Origin of the sequence: Nocardia acidivorans NBRC 108247 (genome assembly GCF_001625085.1) — a bacterium.
Classification (GTDB): Bacteria; Actinomycetota; Actinomycetes; order Mycobacteriales; family Mycobacteriaceae; genus Nocardia; species Nocardia acidivorans.
Genome location: NZ_BDAW01000107.1, coordinates 1 through 25914 on the forward strand (window position 1 = coordinate 1; position 25914 = coordinate 25914).

26 protein-coding genes and 1 pseudogene are annotated in these 25914 nt (G+C 66.9%); 22 read left to right on the plus strand and 5 right to left on the minus strand.

Annotated elements, in window-relative coordinates; translation table 11 throughout:
* Window positions 1–181: hypothetical protein (locus tag NA10_RS38360; RefSeq protein WP_218021630.1), on the plus strand; the 181-nt coding region annotated here is incomplete at its 5' end.
* A 33-nt stretch (window positions 182–214) separates the two neighbouring features.
* The gene (locus NA10_RS33345; RefSeq protein ID WP_067574699.1) at window positions 215–574 is read left to right on the plus strand and encodes a hypothetical protein; all 360 of its coding nucleotides are present in this window, start codon (window positions 215–217) and stop codon (window positions 572–574) included.
* 9 nt (window positions 575–583) lie between these two features.
* Here the strand turns inward: NA10_RS33345 and NA10_RS33350 are convergent, their stop codons facing one another.
* Window positions 584–1315: a VIT1/CCC1 transporter family protein gene (locus NA10_RS33350; RefSeq protein ID WP_067574700.1), complete on the minus strand. Its 732-nt coding sequence runs from the start codon at window positions 1313–1315 to the stop codon at window positions 584–586.
* A 144-nt stretch (window positions 1316–1459) separates the two neighbouring features.
* On the opposite strand from NA10_RS33350, the pseudogene NA10_RS39025 reads away from it, so the two are divergent.
* The 3 genes and pseudogenes from NA10_RS39025 to NA10_RS33360 all read left to right on the plus strand — a co-directional run.
* A pseudogene (locus tag NA10_RS39025) lies at window positions 1460–1633 on the plus strand (hypothetical protein); the annotation flags it as partial.
* A 13-nt stretch (window positions 1634–1646) separates the two neighbouring features.
* On the plus strand, window positions 1647–1940 hold the full coding sequence (locus NA10_RS39030; RefSeq protein ID WP_067574701.1) for a hypothetical protein: 294 nt from the start codon (window positions 1647–1649) through the stop codon (window positions 1938–1940).
* Window positions 1941–1945: 5 nt separating this feature from the next.
* Window positions 1946–3031, plus strand: a complete 1086-nt coding sequence (locus NA10_RS33360) for a calcium:cation antiporter (protein ID WP_218021631.1) — start codon at window positions 1946–1948, stop codon at window positions 3029–3031.
* Between the two features lie 9 nt (window positions 3032–3040).
* Here NA10_RS33360 and NA10_RS33365 read toward each other — a convergent pair whose 3' ends face one another.
* A complete protein-coding gene (locus NA10_RS33365) occupies window positions 3041–3244 on the minus strand; it encodes a nuclear transport factor 2 family protein (RefSeq protein WP_218021632.1) in 204 nt (67 codons plus the stop codon).
* 443 nt (window positions 3245–3687) lie between these two features.
* On the opposite strand from NA10_RS33365, the gene NA10_RS33370 reads away from it, so the two are divergent.
* The 12 genes from NA10_RS33370 (at window position 3688) to NA10_RS33420 (ending at window position 15093) form a co-directional block, all read left to right on the plus strand.
* Entirely contained in the window at window positions 3688–4536 is an 849-nt protein-coding gene (locus NA10_RS33370; protein WP_067574703.1) for an MlaE family ABC transporter permease, read from the plus strand.
* Window positions 4536–5399 (plus strand): ABC transporter permease, encoded by an 864-nt coding sequence (locus NA10_RS33375; protein ID WP_067574704.1) that lies wholly within the window; start codon window positions 4536–4538, stop codon window positions 5397–5399. The genes NA10_RS33370 and NA10_RS33375 overlap by 1 nt, the downstream gene beginning before the upstream one ends.
* A 33-nt stretch (window positions 5400–5432) precedes the next feature.
* Complete coding sequence (locus tag NA10_RS33380; RefSeq protein ID WP_245678174.1) at window positions 5433–6431, plus strand: MlaD family protein; 999 nt, start codon at window positions 5433–5435, stop codon at window positions 6429–6431.
* The gene (locus tag NA10_RS33385; RefSeq protein WP_067574706.1) at window positions 6428–7426 is read left to right on the plus strand and encodes an MlaD family protein; all 999 of its coding nucleotides are present in this window, start codon (window positions 6428–6430) and stop codon (window positions 7424–7426) included. Before NA10_RS33380 ends, NA10_RS33385 begins: the two co-directional genes overlap by 4 nt.
* Window positions 7414–8427, plus strand: a complete 1014-nt coding sequence (locus NA10_RS33390; protein ID WP_245678175.1) for an MlaD family protein — start codon at window positions 7414–7416, stop codon at window positions 8425–8427. The genes NA10_RS33385 and NA10_RS33390 overlap by 13 nt, the downstream gene beginning before the upstream one ends.
* A complete protein-coding gene (locus tag NA10_RS33395) occupies window positions 8427–9509 on the plus strand; it encodes an MlaD family protein (protein ID WP_067574708.1) in 1083 nt (360 codons plus the stop codon). Before NA10_RS33390 ends, NA10_RS33395 begins: the two co-directional genes overlap by 1 nt.
* A 266-nt stretch (window positions 9510–9775) precedes the next feature.
* Entirely contained in the window at window positions 9776–10864 is a 1089-nt protein-coding gene (locus NA10_RS33400; protein ID WP_245678176.1) for an MlaD family protein, read from the plus strand.
* Window positions 10861–11817 (plus strand): MlaD family protein, encoded by a 957-nt coding sequence (locus tag NA10_RS33405; protein WP_067574709.1) that lies wholly within the window; start codon window positions 10861–10863, stop codon window positions 11815–11817. Before NA10_RS33400 ends, NA10_RS33405 begins: the two co-directional genes overlap by 4 nt.
* Window positions 11818–11840: 23 nt before the next feature.
* The gene (locus NA10_RS33410; RefSeq protein WP_067574710.1) at window positions 11841–12467 is read left to right on the plus strand and encodes a hypothetical protein; all 627 of its coding nucleotides are present in this window, start codon (window positions 11841–11843) and stop codon (window positions 12465–12467) included.
* Between the two features lie 163 nt (window positions 12468–12630).
* Window positions 12631–13944 carry a lipase family protein gene (locus NA10_RS33415; RefSeq protein WP_373862478.1) on the plus strand — a complete coding sequence of 438 codons (1314 nt, stop codon included), beginning with the start codon at window positions 12631–12633 and terminating at the stop codon, window positions 13942–13944.
* Between the two features lie 8 nt (window positions 13945–13952).
* On the plus strand, window positions 13953–14129 hold the full coding sequence (locus NA10_RS37350) for a hypothetical protein (protein ID WP_157556923.1): 177 nt from the start codon (window positions 13953–13955) through the stop codon (window positions 14127–14129).
* Window positions 14130–14283: 154 nt separating this feature from the next.
* Window positions 14284–15093 (plus strand): nuclear transport factor 2 family protein, encoded by an 810-nt coding sequence (locus NA10_RS33420; RefSeq protein WP_067574712.1) that lies wholly within the window; start codon window positions 14284–14286, stop codon window positions 15091–15093.
* A 62-nt stretch (window positions 15094–15155) separates the two neighbouring features.
* Here NA10_RS33420 and NA10_RS36215 read toward each other — a convergent pair whose 3' ends face one another.
* Window positions 15156–15398, minus strand: a complete 243-nt coding sequence (locus NA10_RS36215) for a hypothetical protein (protein WP_245678178.1) — start codon at window positions 15396–15398, stop codon at window positions 15156–15158.
* A 77-nt stretch (window positions 15399–15475) separates the two neighbouring features.
* Window positions 15476–16558, minus strand: a complete 1083-nt coding sequence (locus NA10_RS33425) for an AraC family transcriptional regulator (protein WP_245678179.1) — start codon at window positions 16556–16558, stop codon at window positions 15476–15478.
* Between NA10_RS33425 and NA10_RS33430 the strand changes: the two genes are divergently transcribed.
* The 3 genes from NA10_RS33430 to NA10_RS33440 all read left to right on the plus strand — a co-directional run bounded on the left by NA10_RS33430 (window position 16557) and on the right by NA10_RS33440 (window position 19266).
* Window positions 16557–18053 (plus strand): flavin-containing monooxygenase, encoded by a 1497-nt coding sequence (locus NA10_RS33430; protein ID WP_067574713.1) that lies wholly within the window; start codon window positions 16557–16559, stop codon window positions 18051–18053. The two genes, NA10_RS33425 and NA10_RS33430, sit on opposite strands and share 2 nt — an antisense overlap.
* Before the next feature lie 398 nt (window positions 18054–18451).
* A complete protein-coding gene (locus NA10_RS33435; protein ID WP_067574714.1) occupies window positions 18452–18787 on the plus strand; it encodes an Rv3235 family protein in 336 nt (111 codons plus the stop codon).
* Between the two features lie 134 nt (window positions 18788–18921).
* Entirely contained in the window at window positions 18922–19266 is a 345-nt protein-coding gene (locus tag NA10_RS33440) for a histone-like nucleoid-structuring protein Lsr2 (RefSeq protein ID WP_067574715.1), read from the plus strand.
* Window positions 19267–19344: 78 nt separating this feature from the next.
* Here the strand turns inward: NA10_RS33440 and NA10_RS33445 are convergent, their stop codons facing one another.
* The gene (locus NA10_RS33445) at window positions 19345–22836 is read right to left on the minus strand and encodes an ATP-binding protein (RefSeq protein WP_067574716.1); all 3492 of its coding nucleotides are present in this window, start codon (window positions 22834–22836) and stop codon (window positions 19345–19347) included.
* Between the two features lie 170 nt (window positions 22837–23006).
* Between NA10_RS33445 and NA10_RS33450 the strand changes: the two genes are divergently transcribed.
* On the plus strand, window positions 23007–23270 hold the full coding sequence (locus NA10_RS33450) for a hypothetical protein (RefSeq protein WP_067574717.1): 264 nt from the start codon (window positions 23007–23009) through the stop codon (window positions 23268–23270).
* 92 nt (window positions 23271–23362) lie between these two features.
* On the plus strand, window positions 23363–25912 hold the full coding sequence (locus NA10_RS33455) for an ATP-dependent Clp protease ATP-binding subunit (protein ID WP_067574721.1): 2550 nt from the start codon (window positions 23363–23365) through the stop codon (window positions 25910–25912).
* The last annotated feature ends 2 nt before the right edge of the window (window positions 25913–25914 follow it).

Below are 25914 nucleotides of genomic sequence, written 5' to 3' on the forward strand. Positions count from 1 at the left end.
GCCCCCTCCGGCCCAGGCTCCCGCACCGCAGACCTACAGCGCTCCGGAGCCGCTTCCCGCGCCCGCCCCCGAGCCACCGGCTCCGGCACCGCCCCCGCCCGCACCGGTGATACCGGATATTCTCGCGCCGATCCTCCCGTTCCTGGTGCCACCGCCGCCGCCCCCACCACCGGCCCCCTGACCGGCGGCCGCCGGAATCCGAAGGAGGACAACCATGCTCGGTAGCCCGCAGGAATCTCATCCGGCGCACGAGGGCGATATCGATCCGCGCGGTCTGGCCGTGGTCGTCGCGGTCTCCGGACTCATGGTGCTCGCCATCGGGGCGGGCATGCTGCTCACCCGTTCGGGCGATATCGGGGCGGCCGATCCCGCGCCCGCCCGCGGTGTGCCCACCCAGCAGCGACCGCATCTCCCGGCCGCCCCCGCGGCGGCGGTTCCGCCGGTCAAGACCGCGCCGACGAATCGGCCGGGCACTCCCGCGCCCTCGGCGGTATCGAATATCTCTCCGGCGCAGGTGTATCCGCCCGCACTCCCGCATCAGGTGGAGCTTCCGGTCCTGCTGCCGACGGGGTAGGCGGCGCGGTCAGATTCCGGAAACCCCTGCGAGCTGGCCGATTCCGTAGGTGACGGCCATGGCCAGCGCACCGCCGATCACCACGCGCAGCACCGCCCGCCGGGAGTCGCCGCCGCCGAGTCGCGCGCTCACCGTGCCCGTAATCGCCAGTGCCACAAGTACTGCCGCGAAGGTCACCGGAATGCGCCAGGACACCGGCGGCAACAGGATCGCCAGCAGCGGCAGCAGCGCCCCGAGGGTGAACGAGACGGCCGAGGAGATGGCGGCCGCCCACGGATTGGTGAGTTCGGTGGGGTCCAAACCCAATTCGGCCTCGGCGTGCGCCCGGAAGGCATCGTGTTCGGTGAGTTCGAGGGCGACCTGCCGCGCGGTGGCGGCGGATAGCCCCTTGCCCCGGTAGATCTGCGCGAGTTCGGCCAGCTCGAATTCCGGCTCCTCGGCGAGTTCCCGTTTTTCCTTCGACAGCAGCGCCTTCTCACTGTCGCGCTGGGTGCTCACCGAGACGTACTCGCCCGCCGCCATGGAGATGGCGCCCGCGGTCAACCCCGCGATCCCCGCGGTGAGAATCGCCGAACTCTCGGTGGTCGCGGCCGCCACGCCGACCACCAGTCCCGCCGTGGACACGATCCCGTCATTGGCCCCCAGCACCCCGGCCCGCAACCAGTTCAGCCGCGAGGCCAGCCCCTCGGTATGCGGTTCATGCGGATGTGGTTCCCCGGCCGCGGACCCGTCGACGCTCATGGGGGCAGCCTATCGCCGATATCGGCCACGTCAGTGCGCGGCCGGGCGGGTGGCGGGCTGGAATTTGAAGGAGATGGTTCCATGACCGGCTTGCGCTGGGTCTTCTGGACGGCCGCGATGCGCCAGTCGCCGGCGGTATCGCGAATGCCGGTGTGGTGGCGAGCTTTCCGAGCTTCTCGGCCTCGCTCCTACCGGATTCGCCGCGGGTCACCACGATGGCGGTATCCGCGCCGTAGCGGCGGCGCCAGGGCACCGGGGGAGTTGGGCGCCGGGACCGGGTTGACTACGGGGCCGACCACCCGGCTCATCGATCGGCTGGAGGCGGCCGGTTATGTGCGCCGCGCACCGGATCCGGGCGATCGGCGCAAGGCGATCGCGGAGCCCGTCGGCGGCCCCGGCCGATCTCGATACGGTGCTGGCTCCGGCCCGCCGGGCGATCGGGGAGATTATCGGCGATTACCCCGCTGACCAGCGCGCCATCCTCTTCGACTGCTTCGATCGCGCGGCCGCGGCCTACCAGCGGGCGGCCGAGGAAATCGGCGGAGGAACCGTCATAGGTCCGGCTCGCCGAGCGAGGTCTGGCTCTCGTTTTGCGGTGAATGCGAACAATTTGCTGGAACGATGAAGGTCATGGCCCGTCTCGTCGTTCGCTATTGGTCCGTAGTCATTCCGCTGCTCGCCGCCCTGGTGCTGGCGGTGTCCTGGGGGCGCGATCTCGGTCCGGCGGTGGTGGTGCTGGTCTCCGCCGCGCTGGTCGGCGCGGTGCTCTCGGCGGTGAGTCACGCCGAGGTGGTGGCGCATCGGGTGGGGGAGCCGTTCGGCTCGCTCATCCTGGCGGTGGCGGTGACCATTATCGAGGTCGGCCTGATCGTCACGCTCATGCTCTCGAGTGGAGACAAGGCGGCATCGCTGGCGCGCGATACCGTCTTCGCCGCGGTCATGATCACCTGCAACGGCATTCTCGGCCTATCACTCCTGGTGGCCGCGGCGCGGCGGCGACTGGCGGTCTTCAATGCCGAGGGCACCGGCGGCGCACTGGCCACGGTCGCCACCCTGGCCACCCTGAGCCTGGTGCTGCCGACCTTCACCACGAGTGAGCCGGGCCCGGTCTTCTCGGCCTCGCAATTGATCTTCGCGGCGACCGCTTCGCTGGTGCTGTACGGCGTCTTCGTCATGGTGCAGACCGTCCGCCATCCGGGCGACTTCCTCCCGGTCGAGGATGGTGAGCAGAACGATGACGACCACGACGAAATGCCCACCGGCAAGCAGGCTTTCGCGAGCCTGGCGCTGCTGCTGGTAGCGCTGGTCGGGGTGGTCGGCCTGGCCAAGCTGGTCTCGCCGTCCATCGAAAGCGGTATCGCCGCAGCGGGTTTGCCCGCCTCGGCGGTGGGTGTGGTGATCGCACTGCTGGTGCTGCTGCCGGAAACCATTGCGGCGGTGCGGGCCGCGCGCCGCGAGCGGGTGCAGATCAGTCTGAATCTGGCGCTGGGTTCGGCCATGGCGAGTATCGGACTGACCATTCCGGCCATCGCGCTGGCCTCGATCTGGATCGAGGGTCCGCTCATGCTGGGGCTGGGCGCGACGCAAATGGTATTGCTGGCCCTGACCGTTGTGGTCGGTGCGCTCACCGTGGTGCCCGGGCGCGCGACGCTCCTACAGGGCTGCGTGCACCTGGTGTTGTTCTCCGCCTTCGTCTTTCTGGCGGTCAGCCCCTAGCCGGGGGCGTCACGAGATCCAGCGGTAGACCTGTCCGTCGCGCAATTCGTAGGAGCTGGCGGGTTTGACGCCGTCGTGGCCGGAGAGCAGGGCCATGACCCGGGTGCGGCCGCGCGTGGTGATGCCGTCCTCGGTCCAGTGGACGTAGGGGTGTACCAGTTTGGCGAACGCCGTCCAGTCGTCGGAGGCGACGGCCGAAAGCACTGCCGACACGGTGGGATCCACAGGGTAAGTGAACACGCCGGTCGGTTCGAATGCGCGTGTACGGCGGAAATCCGCCATTTCGGGTGGGTGCCATAATCGCCCGCGCGCGGGTAGCTGACAGTTCACTCAATTCCGGTTTCGGTATGGCCGAAGCTGTTTTCGGCCCTGCGCCAGAGGTTCGCCGCACCCGTGTCCGACATCACCCCGATAGATGTTACGACTGATAACACGTTCTAGAATCGCAGGTCACATGGCAAATTCTGCGCTGAGCAGTATTGGCCACGCATGTACCCGTAGGTAACTTAGAGGCTTGGGTCACACTTCGAACGGATTTGTTGTAACTCGGCGTAACCATTAGCTTTGATGGCAGGCAGTGTTGCCGATCACGGAGAAGAAGATTTGAAGCTCGTCACCCGGCGTCGGATTCGGCGTCTCGCAGAAGTAGTCCCGCAGTGACCCGGACCGTCGCGCGCAGCTCCGCCGTACGCAGCAATGTCCGCATCGTTCGCGAGAACTTCTCCGGCACCGTGGTGGCCTCCTTGCGCACCTTCGGCCGGGCGGCCGGTATCGCCCGGGAATCGGTCGGCGGCACCTTCGGCGATATCGCGCGCGGACAGTTCCAGTGGAAAGAGGCCATCCTCCAGGCCTGGCGACTGGTCACCGTCACCGCGATTCCGGCCATCCTGATGGCGATTCCCTTCGGCGTCATCGTCTCGGTGCAGGTCGGCAATCTCATTCACACGCTCGGCGCGGATTCCCTGCTCGGCGCGACCGGCGGGCTCGGCGTCATCAAACAGGGCGCACCCATGGCCACCGGCTTCCTGCTGGGCGGCGCGGGCGCGGCCGCCCTGGCGGCGGACCTGGGCGCGCGCACCATCCGCGAGGAGATCGACGCGCTGAACACCATGGGCATCAGCCCGATTCACCGGCTGGTGATCCCGCGCATGGTGGCCATGCTGGTGGTCGCGCCGCTGTTGAACGTGCTCATCATCTTCGTCGGCGTCCTGGCCGGATACATGGTCGCCATCGGCGGCCAGAACGTGACCCCGGGTAGCTACTGGGCCACCTTCGGCTCCTTCACCACCACCGCCGATGTGTGGATCTCGCTGCTCAAGGCGGTCATCTTCGGCTTCATCGTGGTGATCATCGCCTGCCAGCGCGGGCTAGAGGCCAAGGGCGGACCGCGCGGTGTGGCCGATGCGGTGAACGCGGCCGTTGTGCTCTCGGTGGTGTCGATCGTGGTGGTCAATCTGATCGCCACCCAGATCACGGCGATGTTCCTGCCGACGAGGCTGGCCTGATGTCGGCCACGTACGTCCCGAAAGGGCTGGGCTGGGCCGCGCGCTTCTATCACCGGCGCGGGTTGCTGCTGCGCCGCGTCGAGGGCGTGGGTTTCGTACTCGCCTTCGTCTGGCAGGTGCTGTCGTCTATTCCGTTGACGCTCAAGCGGTATCGGGACGAGACCATGCGCGCCATCACCAATATGACCTGGGGTCGCGGGTCCATCATCGTGGGCGGCGGGACCGTGCCGATGATGATCGTGCTCGGCCTGGTGATGGGCGCGTCGGTGGCGGTCGAGTCCTTCGCGACGCTGGACATGCTGGGCATGGGCCCGGTGACGGGTCTGGTGTCCGCGTACGCCACCACCCGTGAGCTCGCGCCGATCGCCGCGGCCATCGGTTTCGCCGCGCAGGCGGGCTGCCGCATGACCGCCGAGATCGGGTCGATGCGCATCTCCGAGGAGATCGACGCCATCGAATCCCTGGGCCTGCGTTCGGTTCCCTTCGTGGTGACCACCCGCGTGCTGGCCGGTGTGGTGGCCATCGTCCCGACCTTCCTGATCGCGCTGATCATGTCGTATCTGGCCTGCCGCGGCCTGATCACACTGGTGCACGGTTCCTCGGCGGGCGTCTACGACCACTACTTCTTCCAGTTCGTCTCCGGCTTCGATGTGATCGCGGCGGTGGTGAAGGTGGCCATTTTCGCGGTGGTGGTGATTCTCATCCACTGCTACTACGGCTTCTTCGCGACCGGTGGTCCCGAGGGTGTCGGCATTGCCTCGGGTAAGGCCGTGCGAGCCAGTTCGGTGGCGATCATCGCCCTGGACATGGTGCTGTCGCTCGCGCTGTGGGGCTTCAATTCGGCGATCACGTTCACGGGGTAGGGGATGCCGAACTACGGAATGCCGGGTGTTGCCGTGGACCGGAAGCGGTCCATGGCGGTGGGCGCGATCGCGCTCGCGCTGATTGTCGCGGTGGCGATCGGCTGGACGGTGTACTCGTCCGCGAAAAGCGAAGACGGACTGTCGATTTCGCTGCGCACCGAACAGATCGGCGATGGCGTGCTGGTCGGCACCGATGTGCGGGTGAACGGGGTGATCGTCGGCAAGGTCACCGACATCGCGCCGGACGCGCACGGTACCCAGCGCATCGATCTGCGATTGGACGATTCCCGGCTCTTCGGGATCGACGACAGCATGCTGGTGGATTACGCGCCCGCGAACCTGTTCGGTATCAGCGAGATCGACCTGCGCGGCGGGCCCGGCGGATCCCCGCTGCGCCCGGGCGCGGTCATCGATCTGACCGGAGCCAAGGCGAGCGCGGTCTACGACGCCACCATGGGGTCGCTTCTGCGCAGTGCCTCGCAGGTCGGCGGTTCGGTGCTGACACCGCAGATGGCCTCGGTCATCGCGCAGGCGGCCGCCGATACCGAGGCGTTCACCCCGCTGGCGCAGGCGCTCATCACCGCGGTGCGCACGGTGGCCGACAACCAGAAGATGCCGATGTCCGAGCTGATGGGTCAGCTCGGCCCGGCCTTCGACGGCGGCGGCAGATTCGCCGGAGCGACCGTGCAGGTGGTCGACATGATCCGCAGTATTCAACGGCTGCAAGGCAATCGGGCCGACTACGACTCGAATCTGGCGCTGGTGACCGGGCAGCTGCTGCCCGAACTGGCGAAAACCCTCGGCACGGCCGGTAATCAGCTCTCCGGGCTGACCGACATGCTGGCGCCGGTGCTGGCCATGCTGGCGCAGATGGTGCCGCAGCCGCAGCAGTCCAGCGCCGAATTGCGCACGCTGCTGGCGCGTTTGACCGCCGCCCTGCCCGATAACGGGCAGGGGCCGGTACTCAATGTCGAGGTCGATCTGCGCGGGGTGCCCGCGCTCGCGGTACCGCTGCTGGGAGGTGCGCGATGACCGTCAAGGGTGCGGCCTTGCGACTGGGTCTGTTCACCACGGTGATCGTGGTGGTGCTCATGCTGGTGATCGCCGCGATCGAGCGGCCGGTCTCGGGCGATACCGAGACCCACGACGCCCTCTTCACCGATGCCAATGGCCTCAAGGTCGGCGATGACGTGCGCATGTACGGCGTGCAGGTCGGCAAGATCAAGCACATCGAACTCGAGGGCACGAAGGCGCGAGTTCAGCTGTCGGTCAAGACCGATGCGCCGATCTACGACAACAGCAAGCTGGCCATCCGCTATCAGAACCTGACCGGTCAGCGGTATATCGATCTGCAGCAGCAGCCGCGGCCCGGACAGCGCCTGGCGGCCGGAAAGCGCATCGAAATCGACCACACCGTGCCGTCTTTCGATGTGACGAGCCTGTTCAATGGTTTGAAGCCGGTGCTGGCCACCATTTCTCCCGAGGCCATCAATCAATTCAGCGCCAGCATGGTCGCTTTGATCGAGGGCGACGGCAGCGGTGTCGGTCCGGCCATGGACGCCATCGGGAAACTCGCGTCGTACGTGGACAATCGGCAGCAGGTGATCGGCACGCTCATTCGGAATATGTCCGATCTCGATGATCGGCTCAGCGGGCGGGTGCATTATCTGGTGCCGCTGCTGGCCCGGCTCAGTGACATTTTCCAAGCGCTGCAATCGAATATCGGCGGACTGGCGCAGTTCGCCATGACCGCGCCGTCGGTGCTCGGGCCGATCGACAGTCTGATGCGCACGCTCGGCATCGATAGCGGCAGCGATGTGGACGCGCTGATCCGGCGCATCTTCCCCGACGCGCAGGAGGCCGTGGAGGTCTTCGGCCGCTTGCCCGCGGTGCTGGCCGCCGCGGATGCGTCGGCCCCCGCCAACGCCGGCGGCTGGAAGCCGGTGTGCAGTAGGGGTAATGCCGAGGTGCCCCCGGTGCTCGGGGTGCTCATCGCGGGACAGCGGGTGGCGGTATGCAACCGATGAGACTGCCCGGCTTCATGGTTCGTGACGACCGCGTCGTCGACGACGGCACGAAGAGGAAACGTGAACTGCGCCTGGGCATTATCGGCGCGGTCCTGGTCGCGCTGGGTCTGCTCGCGGCCGGTGTGCTGTTCGTGGTCCCGTTCGGCAAGCACACCTACACCGCCGAACTCTCCGAGGCGCAATCGGTGAAATCCGGTGACGATGTGCGCATCGCGGGCATCTCCGTCGGTGAGGTCGAATCCCTGGAGTTGAAGCCGGACAAGGTCGTCATGCGCTTCACGGTGGATTCCGATGTCTTCCTGGGCGATCAGACCTCGCTGGATATCCGCATGCTCACCATTGTCGGCGGGCACTATGTCGCGGTCTTCCCGGCGGGCGATAAAGCCCTGGGGGACAAGGCGATTCCCGCCGACCGGGTACGCCTGCCGTACAGCCTGTCGCAGACCTTCCAGGATGCGGCGACCCCGCTGTCCAAGATCGACGGCCGGACGCTCAATCGCAATCTCGCCGCGCTCGGCAACTCCATCGAAGGTGCGCCGGACAGTCTGCGCACCACCTTGCAGACGGTGAACACCTATGTGGACGCCCTGGACCGGCAGCGGTCCCAGGTCTCCAATGCCATTTCGGTCGCGGACGAGTACGTGCGCATGTACGACAGCGCGAAGTCCGATCTGGGCCGGCTGATGGACAATGCCAACCTGCTGGTGACGGTCCTCGAGGACAAGCATTCGGAGATGGCCGAGGCGATTCGACTGCTCAGCGATGTGGTGGGCCGCCTGGGCGGCGCGCAGCCGCAGTGGGATGCCTCGCTGAAGACCAAACTGACCGATGCGGTCAGCCAATTGGAGCAGCTGGGAACGCGTTTCGAGCCGACGCTCACCGCGGCGCAGGGGTTGCAGCGCAAGCTGTCCTCGCTGGTGATTCCCGACGGCGGCGTGACCATCGACCAGTCCGCCCAGACCGTGCCCGTCTGCGTACCCGTGCCCGGAAGGGACTGCTGATGCTCAAGCGATTGCTCGCCTCGCAGGCGTTCATGTCGGTCGCCGGTGCGGTGGTCGTGGTGGTGCTGGCGGTGGTCGGCTACTTCATCTGGTTCGATCCGATGAAGAAGACCGAATCCTATTGCGCGGTCATGCCGGACGCGGTCGGACTGTATGTCGGCAACAAGGTGACCATGCGGGGTATCCCGGTGGGCACGGTGACCTCCATCGACTCCGACGGCGCGAAGGTCAAGGTCGGGTTCTCGGTGGACGCGAAGTATCCGGTGTACGCCGATGCCGCGGCCACCACGGTCTCGGATTCCATTGTGGCGGACCGCAATCTGGCGGTGCTGTCGACCGGGAAGAATCTCGTGCACTGGGATTCCTCGCAGTGCATCAGCAAAACCCTCACCCCCAAGAGCATTACCGAGACGCTGACCGCGCTCGCGGATCTGTCCGCGCAGTTGCAGCAGGCGCAGGCCCCGGATGCGCTGGCGCACGGGCTCTCCGGGCTCGATGCCGCCACCGTCGGCACCGGACCGCAGATCAACGAGATCGTCAAGAAGCTCGGCTCGGCGTTGTCGCAGCCCGATGCCGATATCGGCCATCTCGCGGGCATCTTCGACGCCTTCGCCTCGGTGGGTGAGAAGGTGCAGGCGCACTGGGGTGATCTGCGCTCCATGCTGCTGCGCCTGGCCCCGGCGCTGAACAATGCCAGCGCCGAATTGCTCGGTCCCGGTGCCGAACTCATCGACCGGTTGGGTCAGGCGCTGCCCATGCTCAATGATCTGGTCACCATTGTCGGCGATCCGATCATGCGGGCGCTGGATGACACCCTGCCGCTGGTCCGGCTGCTGCGCGCCAATGTCGGCTCGCTCTCGGAGATCATGCTCAAGCTCCCGGTGCTCACCGGGGCGGCCACATCGGTCATGGGCTCGGGGATCACCTACGGTTCGCCGCGCGCCGCGCTGTCCACGCCCGACGCCGCCCAGGTCTGCGCGGCGGTGAATGCCCTCACCCCCGGCTCCTGCACCGATCCGGGCAACGGCATGGTCGATGTCCCGCTGGTGCCCCTGGTGCTCGCAATGGCAGGTGCGCGATGAGAATCGGACCCTGGAAAATCACCCTCGATGCCGGATTGATCCGTTTTTCCCACCAAGTAGTAACACTGGAGCAACCTGCGCCGACACACTCCTCGCAAGCAGGGACTGCGCTGGCCGCAGCCGCTGCCGGGGCTGCGGAATCTGCGATGAGGGCAGGTTCCGCACGCCGGTCAGCCATCCCCGGGCGTGCGGGCTCCGTGCCGAGGGCAGTCGGCCGGAGCCACCCCCCGCAAGCTTCCCCCCGAAACTCCGCCCGTCATCCCGGCGTGCTTGTGGCCGGGATCCACACCGGCCCGAAGCAAAAGCGTGCTGTCCAGGCACTGGCGGCGGCCTTCCTCTCCGCGGGACTGATCGCCGGTGTCGGCGGCTGCGCCTTCGATCCGTCGTCCGTTCCAGTCCCCGGCACCTCCATCTCCGGTCCGACGTACCGCATCCACATCGAATTCGGCAATGTGCTGAACCTGCCGGCGCGCGCGAAGGTCATCGCCAACGGTGCCCAGGTGGGCACGGTTTCCGGTGTGCGCGTGGTGGATTCGGCCCACGCGGGTGGCCGCGGCGGATACGTGGTGGTGGACGCCGATATCTCGACCAAGGTGCAGTTGCCCGCGACCACCGTCGCCGAACTGCGGCAGAACACGGTACTCGGTGACATCCACCTGGCCCTGACCACGCCGACCGATGGTTTCGGCACGCTGCTGCGCGCGGACGGCACCATTCCGCGGGAACGCACCCATCCGCCGGTGCAGCTCGAGGACACCATGGCCGCGCTGGCCGCCTTCACCCAGGGCGGTGCGGTGAATCAGTTGCAGGACATCATCAATCGTTTCAATGCCGTTCTCCCGGCCGATCCGAACGAGACCAAGCGGATCGCCCGGAACGCGGCGGGCAATGCGGTGGATCTGGCCGCGAATCTGGATCAGGTCGACTCACTCCTGAACGGCCTGGGCGTCAATGCCCAGGTGCTGCACGATCGCGCGGATTTCCTGGACCATCAGCTGAGCCAGGAGTCGGTGGACGCCATGAACGGCATCACCGATTCGATTCGCGGCGTCACCCAGATCTTCGCCGCGCTCGGCCAACTCGGCTCCTCGCTGGCCTGGCTGGCCCCGGTGGTCGATTCCGCCGATGGCGCGGCCAAAGCATTTGTGCCCCTGGCCTTCTCGGGTGCGCCCCTGGATCTGTCGGTGCCCTCGAACCTGTCCCTGCTGGTATCGCTGCTGCGCGACAAGCTGATTCCCTTCGTAGAGCACGGACCGAAGGTGAATATCACCGGCGTACAGGTGAATTCGGTCTCCAAGGACGACCAGGTGGGGAATATCCTCTCCACCCTGCGCATGATCGGAGCGGTGCGATGAAGTGGGGATCGCTGGCCTCGCTCGGCGGTATCGCCGCGGTCACGGTGGTGGGTGCGAGCTATCTGACCTTCGGGGTGGTACGCGCGGATCCGTTCGCCGAATACACGCGGGCCTCCATGGTGCTGGCGAATTCCGGCGGTTTGAGCGTGGGGTCGCCGATCCTGTTGACGGGCATGAAGATCGGCAAGATCACCTCGGTGGACAGCACCGCCGCGGGGGTGGAGGTGAGCTTCCGCGTGGACGCCGATCGCCGGGTGCCGACCGACAGCGTGATCAGCATCGAACAGCTCTCCGCGCTGGGTGAACCGTACGTGGAGATCCGCCCCAGAACCGGTGGTGCGCCGTATCTGAAGAACGGGCAGCGCTTGGACACCGCGGCGGTCAAATCCCCGCTCTCCATTCCGGCGGTCTCGCGCCTGGTCAATCAGGTGATGAATCAGCTCGATCCGGCGGTGGCGGCCTCGCTGGCCAGTACGCTCGGCGCGGCCTTCCACGACACCGATTCGGCCATGCCCGCGCTCACCCGTGCCGGTGATCTGCTGGCGTCGGCGATTATGAGCCGCGAACCCAAAATTGCGCAGCTACTGAACAGTTTCCAAGCCGCTGCCTCGAATATGGATGGCATCGGCGCGGCGACCGCCGCCGCTGCACCGGCATTCGTACAGTTCGCGCAGTCTCTGAATGATCTGGCCGAGGCGGTCGGTAGACTGGTCGATCGAGTGCCCGGACCGCAGTCCTATGTGGACAGCAATGGGCTGGCACCCTTCCTGGCCAAGCTGACCGACTGGTTGCGGCAGGCCGGACCCGAACTGAAAACCCTCGCGCCCCAATTGCAGCCGCTGGCCGATGCCGCGCGCGGCACCGGGCCGCAACTCGATATCAGCGCCCTGATCGCGCAGGCCCTCGCCAGTACCGGCGATAACGCCGTGCGCGTCCAGGTCAACCTCAAGTAGTTCCACCGAAGAAGGAGAAGCGGATGTCGCAGGACACCGAGCCGAAGCGGGCAGTCGACGCGGAGGCCGCTGCCGCCTCCGCTCCGGAGCGGTCCGAGACCCCCGTCGCTGTCACCCCCGAGGCCCCGAAGACGGTCTCGCTGAAGCTGTCCAGCCTGGTCACCGCCGCGGCGGCGGTGCTGCTGATCGGCGCGCTCATCACCGTGAGCGTGCTGTGGGTGAACAGCCGCGGCCAGCTCAGCGATCGTGACGCCGCCGAGGCGGCGGCCCAGCGCGCCGAGCAGGTGGCCACCGACTACTCGGTCGGCGCGTCGAATATCAACTTCTCCGATCTGAATTCGTGGACCGGGCGGCTCAAGGCCAACACCACCCCGCGCCTGGCGGACAAGTTCGACGCCACCGCGGCCAAGCTCCAGGAGATTCTGGTCCCGCTGAAGTGGACCTCCAGCGCCACCCCGGTGACCGCCAAGGTGATGTCTCATGAGAACGGCGTCTACCAGGTGAACGTCTTCCTGAACGTCACCTCCACCAATGCCCAGAACCCGCAGGGCGTGCAGACCACCGTCACCTACAACGTGGCGGTCGACCCGGCCAATGGCTGGAAGGTCGCCGATGTGGGCGGAATGAATCTGGCGCTGCCCAAGCAGTAGTCGCCAACTTGCCGGCCTGATTGCGATCCAGATCACTTTCATGTCATAGTTCCGAGTGTGTGAGACGAAGCGGTCTCACATTGGCTCGGAGGGTGGAGAATTGAGCAAGCCGAAGATTGCGCGCCGGATGGCCGTCGCGCTGGCGGGCATTGTCGCGGCGGCCATGGCCACCGGAGTGGCGGGAGCCGAACCGGTACCGGTGCAGCCCGCACCCGCGATCGCCGTTCCGCCGGAACTGGATTCGGCCTTCTACCGTCCGGCCCCGGAACTGGTGGCCAACACGGCGCCGGGCGAGATCATTGCCGCGCGCCAGGTGAATGTCGCCAACTTCGGGCTGATTCCGCTGAATGTGGACGCCTGGCAGCTGTCCTACCGCTCCAATAACAGTCGCGACGAACCGATTCCGGCCGTCGCCACCGTCTTGAAGCCGCGCGGCTCCGCCCCGGACAAGCTCATCTCCATGCAGATCGCCGAGGACTCCCTCGCGGGCTACTGCACACCCTCCTACGCCGTACAGCAGTGGTCGCTGAGCGCGCTCGGCGGTCAGATCGTGGTCCCCGCCGAATTCGCCATCACCCAGGGCGCGCTCTCGCAGGGCTGGGGCGTGGTGATTCCCGATCATCAGGGCCCGAATGAGGCTTATGCCGCAGGACCTTTGGGTGCGCGCATCACCCTCGACGGCATTCGCGCGGCGAAGAACTTCGAACCCATGCGGCTGGCCGCGCAGACCCGCGTCGGCATGTACGGCTACTCCGGCGGTGCGATCGTCACCGGTCACGCCGCGGAACTGAAGCAGTCCTACGCACCCGAGCTGAATATCGTCGGCGCGGCCGAGGGCGGTGTGCCCGCGGATCTGGGGATGACGCTGAATGTGGCGAACGGGCAGGCCACCTCGGGCCTGATCTTCGCCGCCGTGCTCGGATTGACCAGGGAGTATCCGGATTTCGCGCGTTTCGTGAACGAGCGGATGGATCCGCTGGGGCAGGCGCTGGCCGCGGTGAAGAACAATCTGTGCGTGCAGTACACCTCCTCGCTGCTGCCCTTCCTGAATTTGAAGGGCATGCTGCATACCGCCGGTGATCCGCTCCAGGATCCGGTCGTCGCCGATGTCCTGGACAAGACCCGCATGGGCAAGACCGTCCCGGATATGCCCATGTACATCTGGCAGGCGAATCCGGACGAGATCATTCCGGTCGGCCAGGTCAACACCCTGGTGGACACCTACTGCCGGAATCCCGCGGCCACGGTGGAATACACCCGCGAGCATCTCGGTGAACACGTCGCCACCGAGATCTCCGGCGGCGGCCCGGCCATGCTGTGGATGAAGGATCGCCTGGAAGGTATTGCGGCCCAACGGGGTTGCTCCACCGCCGATGCCGGTTCCCTGCTGCTGGACGCGGACGGCCGGGCCCTGCTCCTGGGAACCTTCGGTGAGGTGTTCGCGTCGTTCTTCGGAAAGCGGCTCGGCGTCGGATAATAAGGCGTATGGAACTGGGCGATGTGGCCCGCAAGCTGGATGTGCTGCGCGCGCACTGCGATTCGGAGGGCCGCGACTACGACAGCATTCAGAAGAGGGCCTGCTACGTACGCCCGGTGCTCGAGGATTCGGACCAGTTCGTGCGCGATACCGAACAGCTCGGGGCATGGGCTTCACCCTGCTGAATCTCATGCCCAACGGTGATCCCATCGCCTACACCGAACAGGTCGCCGAACAGGTGCTGCCCCGGGTGGCGGGGCTGTAACCGGACGGCGTAGCCGTGACGGGCGCCGGGGTGGCCGGTATCATCGCGCGCGCTACTGATCACCTGGAGGAACCGTGTCCGCGCATCCCACCGCCGCCGAACTGCTGGCGACCGTCGAAGCCTCCCCGCGGGCGGTGGCGGCGCACGACCGCGCCGCCTGGGTCGGCCTCTTCGCCGACTCCGCCAGCGTGGAGGATCCGGTCGGTTCGCGTCCGCATGTCGGCCGCGCCGCCATCGAACGGTTCTACGACACCTTCATCGCGCCCAATGACATCGCCTTCGACGTCGAGCACGATGTGGTCTCCGGTATGACGGTGTTCCGCGATCTCACCATTGCCACCACCATGTCCACCGGTGTCACCCTGCACGTGCCCATGCATCTGCGCTACGACCTGGCCGAGGTCGACGGTGAGCTGAAAGTGCGAGCGCTGCGCGCACATTGGGAGCTGCCCGGGATGATCGCGCAGCTCATGGGCTCGGGTGCGCAGGGCCTGCTGGCGGGCGTGAAACTCGGCCCGCAGCTGCTCGGCAATCAGGGCATCGGCGGCGCGATGGGCTTCATGAAGGGGATGAGCAGCGTCGGCGCCGCCGGTAAGGCGGCGGCCGGACGCCTGCTGGACGCGGCGGGCCGCGGTGAATCGGCGGGCGCGCACGCGGCGCTGGCCCCGGTGCCGCGCCTGTCCTGGGCCGAGGATGAGCGAATGTCCCTGGAGGACTTCATCGTTCGCGCGAAGGGCCTGCGCTGGAACAAGCCCATCGCGGCGGGCCGCACCGTCACCGTCTCGGTGGAGACCCGCGACGGCCGTGGTATCGCGCAGCTCGACTTCACCGACCGCGGTGCGCGCATCGAGGCCGTGCGCGTCTTCGTTCCCTCGCGCAGCTGAGAGTCCGCGCGCAACTGGCAGTCCGCGTTCTCCCGGCCGGGTGCGGAACCCGTCCCGGCTGGTCAATCCCGCAGGCCGACAATCCCGGTCAGCGGATCGGTCTTGCTGAAGTTGCTGCCACCGGCCGAACCGACCACCTTGCCGTGCACGGCGATCATCCACTGTCCGCAGACGCACCGCAGGTATTGCACCGAGCGGTGCGAGGAGACGGGCGTGGGGGAGGGCCAAGCGCAGGAAGGGCATTCGGCTATCACCGCTTCATCCTGCGCGCGGTAGCACTGGCGCGCCCGCAGGACACGCGGCAAGATCGCAAACTGAATGCGAGAATTGCCTGGTTCACAATGCGTGACTTTCCGCTGCGCGCAGGCGAACTGGGTTCGCTTCACACCGGCTTTCCGCGCCGCACGGCGGATGGCGTTGTGCCCCACCAGCGCTGGCAGCAGCGGGTGAAGGTGGATTGTTCGGAGAGTCCGACCAGTGAGGCCACCTGGCTCATCGGCATATCGGTGGTGGTGAGATAGCGGTGCGCCTCGGTGCGCCGGACCTCGTCCAGCAGGGCGGCGAAGCTGGTGCCCTCGGCCGCCAGGCGCCGCTGCAAGGTGCGCGGGTGAATGGTGAGCAACCGTGCGACAGCACCGATTTCGGGCGCGGCGGTGCCGAGCAGTTTCTGCAAGGTGATGCGCACCTGCGGTGTCAGCGCCGTCGACGCGCCGCCGGATTGTTGTGCCAGAAATGCCATGGCGAGCCGATGCAGATTCTCGTCCCCGCCCGACAGGGATCGATTGGCCAGTGCACTGGGCACCCGGAGCAGGGCAACCGGTCGCTCGATTCGTACTGGGGCGCCGAAGAATTCCTCGTACACCTGGATCGGCGCGGCCGGTCGATAGGGCAGCTCCACCGAGCGCAGGCCGTACTTCTCCTCGGCGAGCCGCTGAATCGCGCGGTGCACGAATGCCAATCCGACATCGGTGCCCTGTACGGGGGTCGGCAGTCCGGGCGCGGTGACCCCGTAGCGTAGTGCGATCACCCCGCGGTCGCCGTACGGATCCGGTCCCATGGTCAGGCTCAGCGAGCGCGCGTGCACGAACAGATACCGCGACGTGCACTCCAGTACGTGCGCGAGCGTCGGCGAATTGCGAATGGCCAGTGCCAGCGGCCCGAGCATGTCCAGATCCTGCCGCCGGGACATGCGCAGACCCAGATCCGGGCAGTTCAATCGATGCGCCGCGAGTTCGAGGGCCGCGCCCACTGCGGCGTCGGGGACGAGCAGATCATCGGTGTCGAGCGCCTCCGGGGGCAATCCGCAGAGCGCGGCGAGCTCCTCGGCATCACCGCCGAGTTCGGCCACGGTGGCCCGGAACCCGCGTAATCCGGCGGATCGAATGACCGACATGTCGTTCAGAATCAAATACTTGTCGCGCAGAGTCAAGAAGGCCGCGCCCACCCGACGCACACTGGAGGTCATGAGCGCCGCGACCTCCAGCCCTGTCGAGCATCTCGACGTCGTGATCGTCGGAGCCGGACTCTCCGGCGTCGGCGCGGCCTACCGATTGCAGGCCGAACATCCCGGCCGCAGCTACGCCATTCTCGAATCCCGCGCGGCGCTGGGCGGCACCTGGGATCTGTTCCGCTATCCCGGCGTGCGCTCGGACAGCGATATGTTCACCCTCGGGTACCCGTTCAAGCCCTGGCGCGATGCCAAGTCCATTGCCGACGGACCGTCAATCCTGCGGTACATCGAGGAGACGGCCGCCGAGAACGGGATCGACAAGCATATTCGCTTCGGCACCAAAGTCGTTGCGGCGGAATGGGACAGCGCGGCCTCGCACTGGCGGCTGACCCTCGAGTCGCGCACCGGGGACGCCGTGGCACAGCGCGTGCTCACCTGCGGCTTCCTCTACTCGTGTGCGGGCTACTACAACTACGACCACGGTTATGAACCCGAATTCCCGGGCATCGGCGACTTCGCCGGAACCGTGGTGCATCCCCAATTCTGGCCCGAGGGACTGGATTACGCGGGGAAGAAGGTCGTGGTCATCGGCAGCGGCGCGACCGCGGTCACGCTGGTGCCCGCCATGGCCGAGCAGGCCGAGCGGGTCACCATGCTGCAGCGCAGCCCCACCTGGATCTCCGCGGTCCCGGGCCGGGACAAGATCGCCGATCGGCTGCGCGAACTACTGCCGCCGGAATTGGCGCACCGGGTCATCCGCACCAAGAACATTCTGTTCAATGTCGGCTTCTATCAGTACTGCCGCCGTCGCCCCGAATCCGCGCGCAAGATGCTGACCGGGCTCACCACCCGCATCCTGAAGGATGAGAAGCTGGTGGCCGAGCACTTCACGCCCGAATACAACCCGTGGGATCAGCGGCTGTGCGCGGTGCCGGACGCCGACTTCTTCAAGGCCATGCGCAAGGGTAAGGCCGAGGTGGTCACCGACCATATCGAAACCTTTGTGCCCGAAGGGATTCGGTTGAAGTCCGGCCGGGTGCTGGAGGCCGATGTGGTGATCACCGCGACCGGATTGCAACTGCTGGCCTTCGGCGGCATCGGGTTGACCGTCGACGGCGTGCCGGTGAATCTCTCCGAGCAGTTCGTCTGGCAGGGCACCATGATGACCGGTGTGCCGAACTTCGCGGTCTGCATCGGCTACACCAACGCCTCCTGGACCCTGCGCGCCGATCTCACCTCCCGGCTGGTGTGCAAGGTGCTCGGTTATATGGACCGCAACGGCTATTCGGCAGTCGTCCCGCAACCCGAGCGCACCCTGGGCGAGCGACCGCTGCTGGATCTGGCCTCGGGCTATGTGCAGCGCTCGATCGCGGAGTTCCCGCGCCAGGGCGATCGGCAGCCGTGGCAGGTGCGGCAGAACTATCTGCTGGACTCGGCGACCACGCTGCGCACGGATCTGCGCAAGACGCTGCGCCCGGTGCCGATGACCAAGGCGCTCGAAACGGTCTGATCGGTGTCCCCCGACCGCTACCGCCTCGCCCCGCGGCGGTAGCGGGTCGACACACCGGGTGTCGGTGCGCGAGGTTCCCGGCAGCCCTACCCGGACGCGGCCTCCCCTGTCAGGCTGGCGGTAATGCCCCGGCAACCGGTGGCTACGGCGAGGGGAGGGTGATGGTATTCGAGCCCGGATTCGTCCTGCCCGCACCGGATTCGGAGCCGCCGATCGCCCCATGCCGCCGCTCCCGTTTTCGCTGGGTACGCCCGCCCGCACCCGTTCCGGCGCAATCAACGGCGCACTCGAGACCACCGTCCTGTCGCAATCACGTCATGCGTAATGCGGCCGAGCGGCGCACCGGAACCGTTGCGCTACAACGAGTATTACGAGCTTCGCACGCTGCGAAATCGCCGGTGTGTGACGAAGTCGGTACGCCGCCGCTGCAATTCGCCGGGGTGGCACTGCGGTTGGCGCTGGAGGTGCTCGACGGGCGCCGCCCACCGGTACAACTGCGCCCGCTCGCCGAGCCCGGCGTGATCGCCGCGCTGCGCACATTGGCCGAGCACCGACAGGCTCCGGGCTGTGAGTTCGGGGCCGCCACGCTCACCAGGATCGATGTGATCATGACCGATTCCAAGGCCGCGGAAGTGTGTGCCGGATACGACCGGGGAACGCGACATTTCGCACTTGCCGCCCGCATTGTCCGCGGTCGTTCCGGCTGGCGCTTGACCGTTTTCCGGGTGTGCTGAAGACCGGATGGTCTCCGCGGTAATAGCAGAATAGTCTGAGCTCACCGAATACCATTCGCGCCTGGTTTGAAACTACCTCGCCGCGGCATTAGCATTTCGGCGAATAGCGGCACCTCTACGTGGAAGGGCAGTCCATGGCGAAGAAAGTCACCGTAACTCTGGTTGACGACTACGACGGCGAATCGAAGGCCGACGAGACAGTCTTTTTCTCGATCGACGGCATGGACTACGAGATCGATCTGTCGATCAAGAATGCCGGCAAGCTGCGGGAGTCTCTCGAGCCCTGGACCGAGAAGGCCCGCAAGGTCGGTCGTTCCAAGCAGCGCAAGGTTACGGCCGCCAACGGCCGTACCCGACCGGCCGTGGACCGGGAGGAGAGCACCGCGATCCGCGAATGGGCGCGCGCTCAGGGCCATCAGGTCTCCTCGCGCGGCCGTATTCCGGCCGAGATCGTCGAGGCGTACCAGCGCTCGAAGTAAAACGGGCGATCAACACCTGCCCGTAGGGGAAATTCGATGGCAGCTGGTGACCGTGAGGTTGCCGGCTGTTGTCTTTTATCAGGCGGCGCGCAGCAGCGAATTTCCGGCTATCGGTAGTTCGGTCCGGATTCGTTCCAGTTGCCGCCGGGCGCTGTCACGATGCGCGGATGCCTGCTCGGTATCGCCGAGTGCGTCCGCGAGCGCGGCGAGCACGGTATCGAGCGGACCGAAAGCGGTCATACCGGTTTCGCTGCCGATGATGCTGCCCGAATGCGGCAAAAGGAATTCATAGAGCATGCGAACATCGTCCGATTCGCCGAGGGCGATGGCGGTGCGCGCCCGCAGTGCGGACATGAGCACCGGATACATCTCCTCCCGCACCCCGGCGGTCTCGGCATAGATCTCCCGCGCCCGCGCGTGCTCCCCGGCATCCACCAGCGCCAGCGCGTACGCCTGCCCGAAGGTGCCCGGCAGCAGGGTGTAGATCTCACCGAGCCGATTTGCCAGTGTGGCCAGATCCCCACGCGCCCAACCAGTTCCGAGCGCGCAGAAGAGTTTGGCCTCCGCGGCGTTGGCGATTCCGGAGCGCGTCATCCGCCTGCCGAATTGCTCGTACAGGCGCTCGGCGGACTCGACCTCCCCGCGCAGCAGTTCCATGGTGGCGGCGAAACAGCTGACCAGATCCAGCAGCGGCTGTAACTGCCCCTCGTCGGCGTACTCCACCGCCTGCGCCACCAGCCGCGCCGCCTCGCGCAGATCCCCGTGCGCCACCGCCGCCCGATAGCCCATGAAATGCGCCAGCGCCTGATACTCGGCCAGCCCCGCCTGCGCGGCCACCCGCTCCAACTCCGCGGTCAGCGCCACGAATTCGGGCCCGAAATCGAAGGTCAAATACGTCACCGCATTGATTGCCGCACACAGTGATTCGGCATCCCCCAGCCCCCGTGCCAATTCCAGCGCCTGCCGCGCCATGGCCTGCTCGTCGTCGTACTCCTCCAGCCCCGCCTCGAAGCTCGCCGCGATCAGCAGTCGAATACGCGCCGCGGCGTCCGGCTCTTCGGCCATTTCGCCTCGCGGGGAGGCACTTTCGACGGCGGCCACCTCGAACGGGCCGGGTAGCGCTGATCGGTCGGCTGCCGTGGGGGAGTCGGGTAGCGCGGGTGGGTCGGCCGGGGTGGCGGAGTTCGGTAGTGCGGGAGGGTCGTACGCGGCGATGGCTCGGGAGAGAGCGCGTCGGATGCGGTGGTCGGGGGTCCGCCATTCGCGGATCGCCCAGATGACCGGAGCACGCCAGCAGGTGAGCGCCCGGGTGCGGAATCGGAAGTCGTCGACTGTGGCCGGGGCGGTGCGGGATCGGGCGCGCAGGCGCTCGTTGTCGAGCTCTTCGGCCAGGGCCAGCGCGCGCAGGCGCTCGGCCCGGGCCTCGCGATGCTGATTGTCGTAGCCCAGCGCGGTGACCAGTGCGCAGCGGGTGTCCAGCAGGGCGGTGCGGTCGTCCAGGTCGGCGTGATCGGCGGTGTCCCCGGCGAGATCGTGCAGCTCCACGGCGGCGCGCAGCAGGCGGACCGAGGCGTTGCGATCGCGGCGGGCCGTCCGGCGGTCGGCGGCGGCGCGGACGTAACCGATGGCGGCCCTCGCGGTTTCCACACTCGCACCGCGAATGGCGTGCCGGGCCAGGATATCCGGATCACGACCCAGTGCCGGATAGGAGTCGGCGTGTTCGCGCAGCAGTTCCAGTGCGGCCCAGTGCATTCGGCCGCGGCGCAGCGGCGGTATGCCGAGCTGGACGGCATCGCGCACGAGAGCGTGTTCGAAGCAGATCCGGCCGCCGGTCGCACTGCGAACCAGTCCGGCGGCCTCCGCGGCGGCGATGAGATCGATGAGCCGCTCCACCGGCAGTCCGGTGGACAGGCTCAGGATTCCGAGCTCGATACCGCTGTCCCAGATCGAAATATGTTGCAGCACTTCGACAACCCCGCCGGGCAGCCGCGCCGTGCGATTGTCGATGACCGCCCGGATGGAATCGGGCACCTGCTCCAGGCTGCCGTGCGCGGCCAGCAGTTTGGCCAGCTCCCGGACGAAGAGCGGATTCCCGCCGGTGCGCTCGTGCAACTCGGTGAGCAGTTCCGCGCCGATCGGCGCGAGCCCCGCGGTCTCGGCCGCCTGCCGGGTTCCGGCGGCGTCCAATCCGGTCAGCTCGAGGTGTGTGGCCGCGTACTGCGCCAGTGCGGCAGCGGTATCGAGCACCTCCTGCCCGGCCTCGGACCGGCGCGCGGTCGCCAGGATCAGCACGGGTTCGTCCCGCAACCAGTTGATCAACTGCCGCAGCACCTGCAGGGTGGCGGTATCGCCGCGGTGCACATCCTCCAGCAGAACGGCCACCGGCGCGGAAACCGCCGCGCGCCGACACGATTGGGCCAGCTTCCGGGACAGCGTGAACGGATCCTCCGCGCCCCCGGCCGGGAAGGCCACCGCCGCAGCCGGTTCCAGCACACCGTGGATCTCGGTCCAGGGCCAGGCAGGCGGCGCACCGTCGATATCGAGGCAGTGCCCGGTGACCACGGTCCAGCCGGTGGCGGTCAGGGCGGCCAGCACCGTTTCGGTGAGCGTCGTCTTGCCCATCCCGGCCTCCCCCGATATCCAGGCCAGGCGCAAGCGTCCGGTGCGGGCGACTTCGGCGAGGGTGAGGAGATCGGAGAGTTCGGCGGAATATCCGGTGCCGGACGGGGTTTCGGTGAAATGCGGGACGGGTGCGGGGGATTCGGCGGCGGGCAGTCCGCCCGGTACCGCCAATTCGGTGGAGTGCGTGAGAATGGCGTTCTCCAGATGCCGCAATCCCGGTCCAGGATCGACGCCGAATTCCGCACTGAGGAATTCACGCGAGCGCCGAATTGTGGTGAGCGCCTCCAATTGCTGACCGAGTTGATATTGCGCGGTGGCGAGCATCCGAACCAGTTCCTCGCGCCCCGGATGTTCGTCGAAGAGTGCGCGCAGCTCGATGACCACCTCCCCGGCACGGCCCACTTCCAGTTTCGCCTGTGCGTTGAGTTCGACTGCGGTGAGCCATAAGTCGGTGAGCCGAGCCGCCTCCGCGGCGGCCCATTCGGTATCGGCGAAGGCCTCCAACGCGGGGCCGTGCCAATGGCCGAGGACGGTCTCGAGCAGGGCGCTGCGCTCACCGGGTTGCGGCCGAGTTTCGGGATTGCCGACGAGTTCCTGGAAGGTGCGCAGCTGCTCTTCGAATTGCCATGCGTCCACGGCATTCTCGGCGATACGCAGGGCGTAACCGGACGATTCGGACACGAGATATCGGGACGGCGCCCGTCGCGGCCGATCCGGTTCCAGCAGCCGCCGCAGATTGTGCACGTGGACCTGCAGCACCGAGGCGGCCTTGGGTGGCGGCGCACCCGCCCACAGGTCGTCCATCAGCCGTTCCGTGGTGACGGCCTGACCCCGCGCCACGATCAACCGCCCCAGCACGGCGCGCTGCATGGGTGTTCCGAGTGGGGTTTCGCGTCCGTCCAGGGTGAGGCGCAGTGGGCCGAGCACCCTGATCTCCGGCCCTCCCATCCGACCCTCCTCGTCCCGAAAGCAAACTGGACGTTCGCCGCAAGAAGTGCACTATCCCGCAAAAGTCCAGAGATGCCAAAAGTTTGCACAATAGTTGTCGAATAGTTACGACCGCACCCTTCCCCATCGCACTGGAAGTGAATCGGAAGTGAGCTCCCGGATACTTTCGAGTGGAAGCAAACCTGACCGAAGAGGGGTTCGTCATGTCGCAGCAATCGCATTTTCCAAGTGGATTCGGAGAGAGTGGAATCGAACCCGCCGTCGACGGTTTCTATGTCGATCGCGACGGCGATATCTGGGAGAAGCAGGACAATGGCTGGCGGCTCATCCTGCAGCGCGGTGTCGCCGTCGATCCGGTATCCCTCTGGGATTGGACCGAGGGCTGCGTCCGCGATTACGCACCGTTCGCCCCGGTGGGCGCGGGACTCAACTAACACAAAGGCATTACGGCCCCTTGCCCTTTCGGACCCGGTAGCTAGTGTGGAGGCGAGTTCGCCCCATCAGTCCCCGAATCCACGAGGTGACCATGACACAGGGTTGGCCAAGCTCCAGGGACTCCTTCGATTCGATCGACGATATATTTCAGCGCTTCTTCGGCTCCGGTATGGCGGCCCAGCCGCCGGTCCAGCGCATTGATCTGACCCGATTGCTGAGCGACAGCGCCAAATCCGTCGTGGACGGCGCGCGCGCCGCCGCGCATGAGTGGGGCAGTGCCGAGATCACCCCGGAACACCTGCTCTACGCCGCCGCCGAGACCGAGCCCGCGCGCGGCATCATCGCCGAGATCGGCCGGGATCCGAAGCAATTGCGCGAGCAGATGCGCACCGCCGCGGGCAGCGGTATCGGCGCGCACGGCGGCGGCCACGCCCTGGCGCTGAGCCCGGACGCCAAGGCCGCCCTGCGCAATGCCCAGCGCAGCGCCGCCGAGGCGGGCAGCAGTTATATCGGCCCCGAACACATCCTGCTCGGCATCGCCGCCATTCCGGAGAGTCCGGCCGCGCGGGCGCTGGCCGGGGCGGGCAAACTCCCCACCTCGAACGCGCCCAGCGTGCCCAGCGATACCCCCACCCTGGACGAATACGGCCGCGATCTCACCGCCGAGGCCCGCGCGGGCAAGGTCGATCCGGTGGTCGGGCGCGCCCAGGAGATCGAACAGACCGTGGAGATACTGTCCCGCCGGCGCAAGAACAATCCGGTGCTCATCGGCGATCCCGGCGTCGGCAAGACGGCCATCGTGGAGGGACTGGCCCAGCGCATCGTGAACGGCGATGTGCCCGAGACCCTCGCGGACCGCCGCGTCATCGCGCTGGATGTGGGGGCGCTGGTGGCGGGCAGCAAATACCGCGGCGAATTCGAGGAACGGCTCACCAAGATCCTCGACGAGGTGCGCGCGCACTCCGAGGAATTGGTGATCTTCATCGACGAACTGCACACCATCGTGGGCGCGGGCAGCGGCGGCGAGGGCTCGATGGACGCGGGCAATCTGCTCAAACCCGCACTGGCCCGCGGGGAACTGCATTGCATCGGCGCGACCACCATCGATGAGTACCGCAAGTACATCGAGAAGGACGCCGCGCTGGAGCGCCGCTTCCAACCGGTCATGGTCTCCGAACCGTCGGTGGTGGACACCATCGAAATCCTGCGCGGCCTGGTCGATGTGTACGAGGAGCACCATCGGGTGCACTACGAGGACGAGGCGCTGATCGCGGCGGCCGAGCTGTCGGATCGGTATCTCACCGATCGGTTCATGCCGGACAAGGCGATCGATCTGGTCGATCAGGCGGGCGCGCGGGTGCGATTGCGCACCCGCACCCTCGATCCGAAGGCGCGCGAGAATCAGGAGCGGCTCGCGGGTCTGCGCCGGGAGAAGGATGCCGCCGTCGCCGCCGAGGACTATGAGAAGGCGAACAAGCTCAAGGCCGAAATAGCCAAGGCGGGGAAGGGATCCGACGCCGACGGCGCCACCTCGCCGCAGCAGCAGGTGACCGTCACCGATATCGCCGAGGTGGTCTCGCGCCAGACCGGCATTCCGGTCACCGATCTCACCGCCGAGGAGCGGCAGAAACTGCTGAAACTCGAAGAGGTGCTGCACAAACGGGTGGTGGGCCAGGAGGAGGCGATTGTCGCGGTGGCCGAGGCGGTGCGCCGGGCGCGCGCCGGACTCAAGGATCCGAATCGGCCGATCGGCTCGTTCCTGTTCCTGGGCCCGACCGGCGTCGGTAAGACCGAACTCGCGAAAGCGTTGGCGCAGGCGGTATTCGGCGATGAGGATCGGTTGATCCGCTTCGATATGAGCGAATTCCAGGAGAAGCACACGGTCTCCCGGCTGGTCGGCGCGCCGCCCGGATATGTGGGCTACGACGATGCCGCGCAGCTCACCGACAAGGTGCGCCGCCAACCGTATTCGGTGATCCTGTTCGACGAGGTGGAGAAGGCGCACCCGGATGTGTTCAATGTGCTGCTGCAACTCCTGGACGACGGCCGGGTCACCGATTCCAAGGGGCGCACGGTCGATTTCAAGAACACCATCGTCATTCTGACCAGCAATATCGGCTCGGATATCATTCTGTCCGCGAAAGACGGTGACCTGGAATCGATTACACCGCAGCTGGAGGATCGGCTGCGCAAGCAGTTCCGGCCCGAGTTCCTCAACCGGCTCGACGAGCAGATCGTCTTCCATCGCCTGGACCGCGATCAATTGCGCGAAATCGTGGACCTGGTGCTGGACGGCACCCGCCGCCGCCTGCGCGCACAGGACATCACCCTCGACGTCTCGGATAAGGCCATGGACTGGCTCGCCGACACCGGGTATCAACCCGAGTTCGGCGCCCGCCCACTGCGCCGGACCGTGCAGAAGCAACTGGACAATGCCCTGTCGAAGAAGATCCTGGACGGCGCGCTGGCCCCGGGCGATACCGTGCGCATCGACGCCGATGGGAACGGGCTGTTGATAGAGGCGTTGCACCGCAAGACTTCCGGTAAGAAGGGCGCCGACGCCACCATCAATATTCCGACCGGCTCCGCGGCGTCCAAGAACGGTCACGGCAAGTCCGCCGCGAGCAAGTCCAAGCGCTAGGG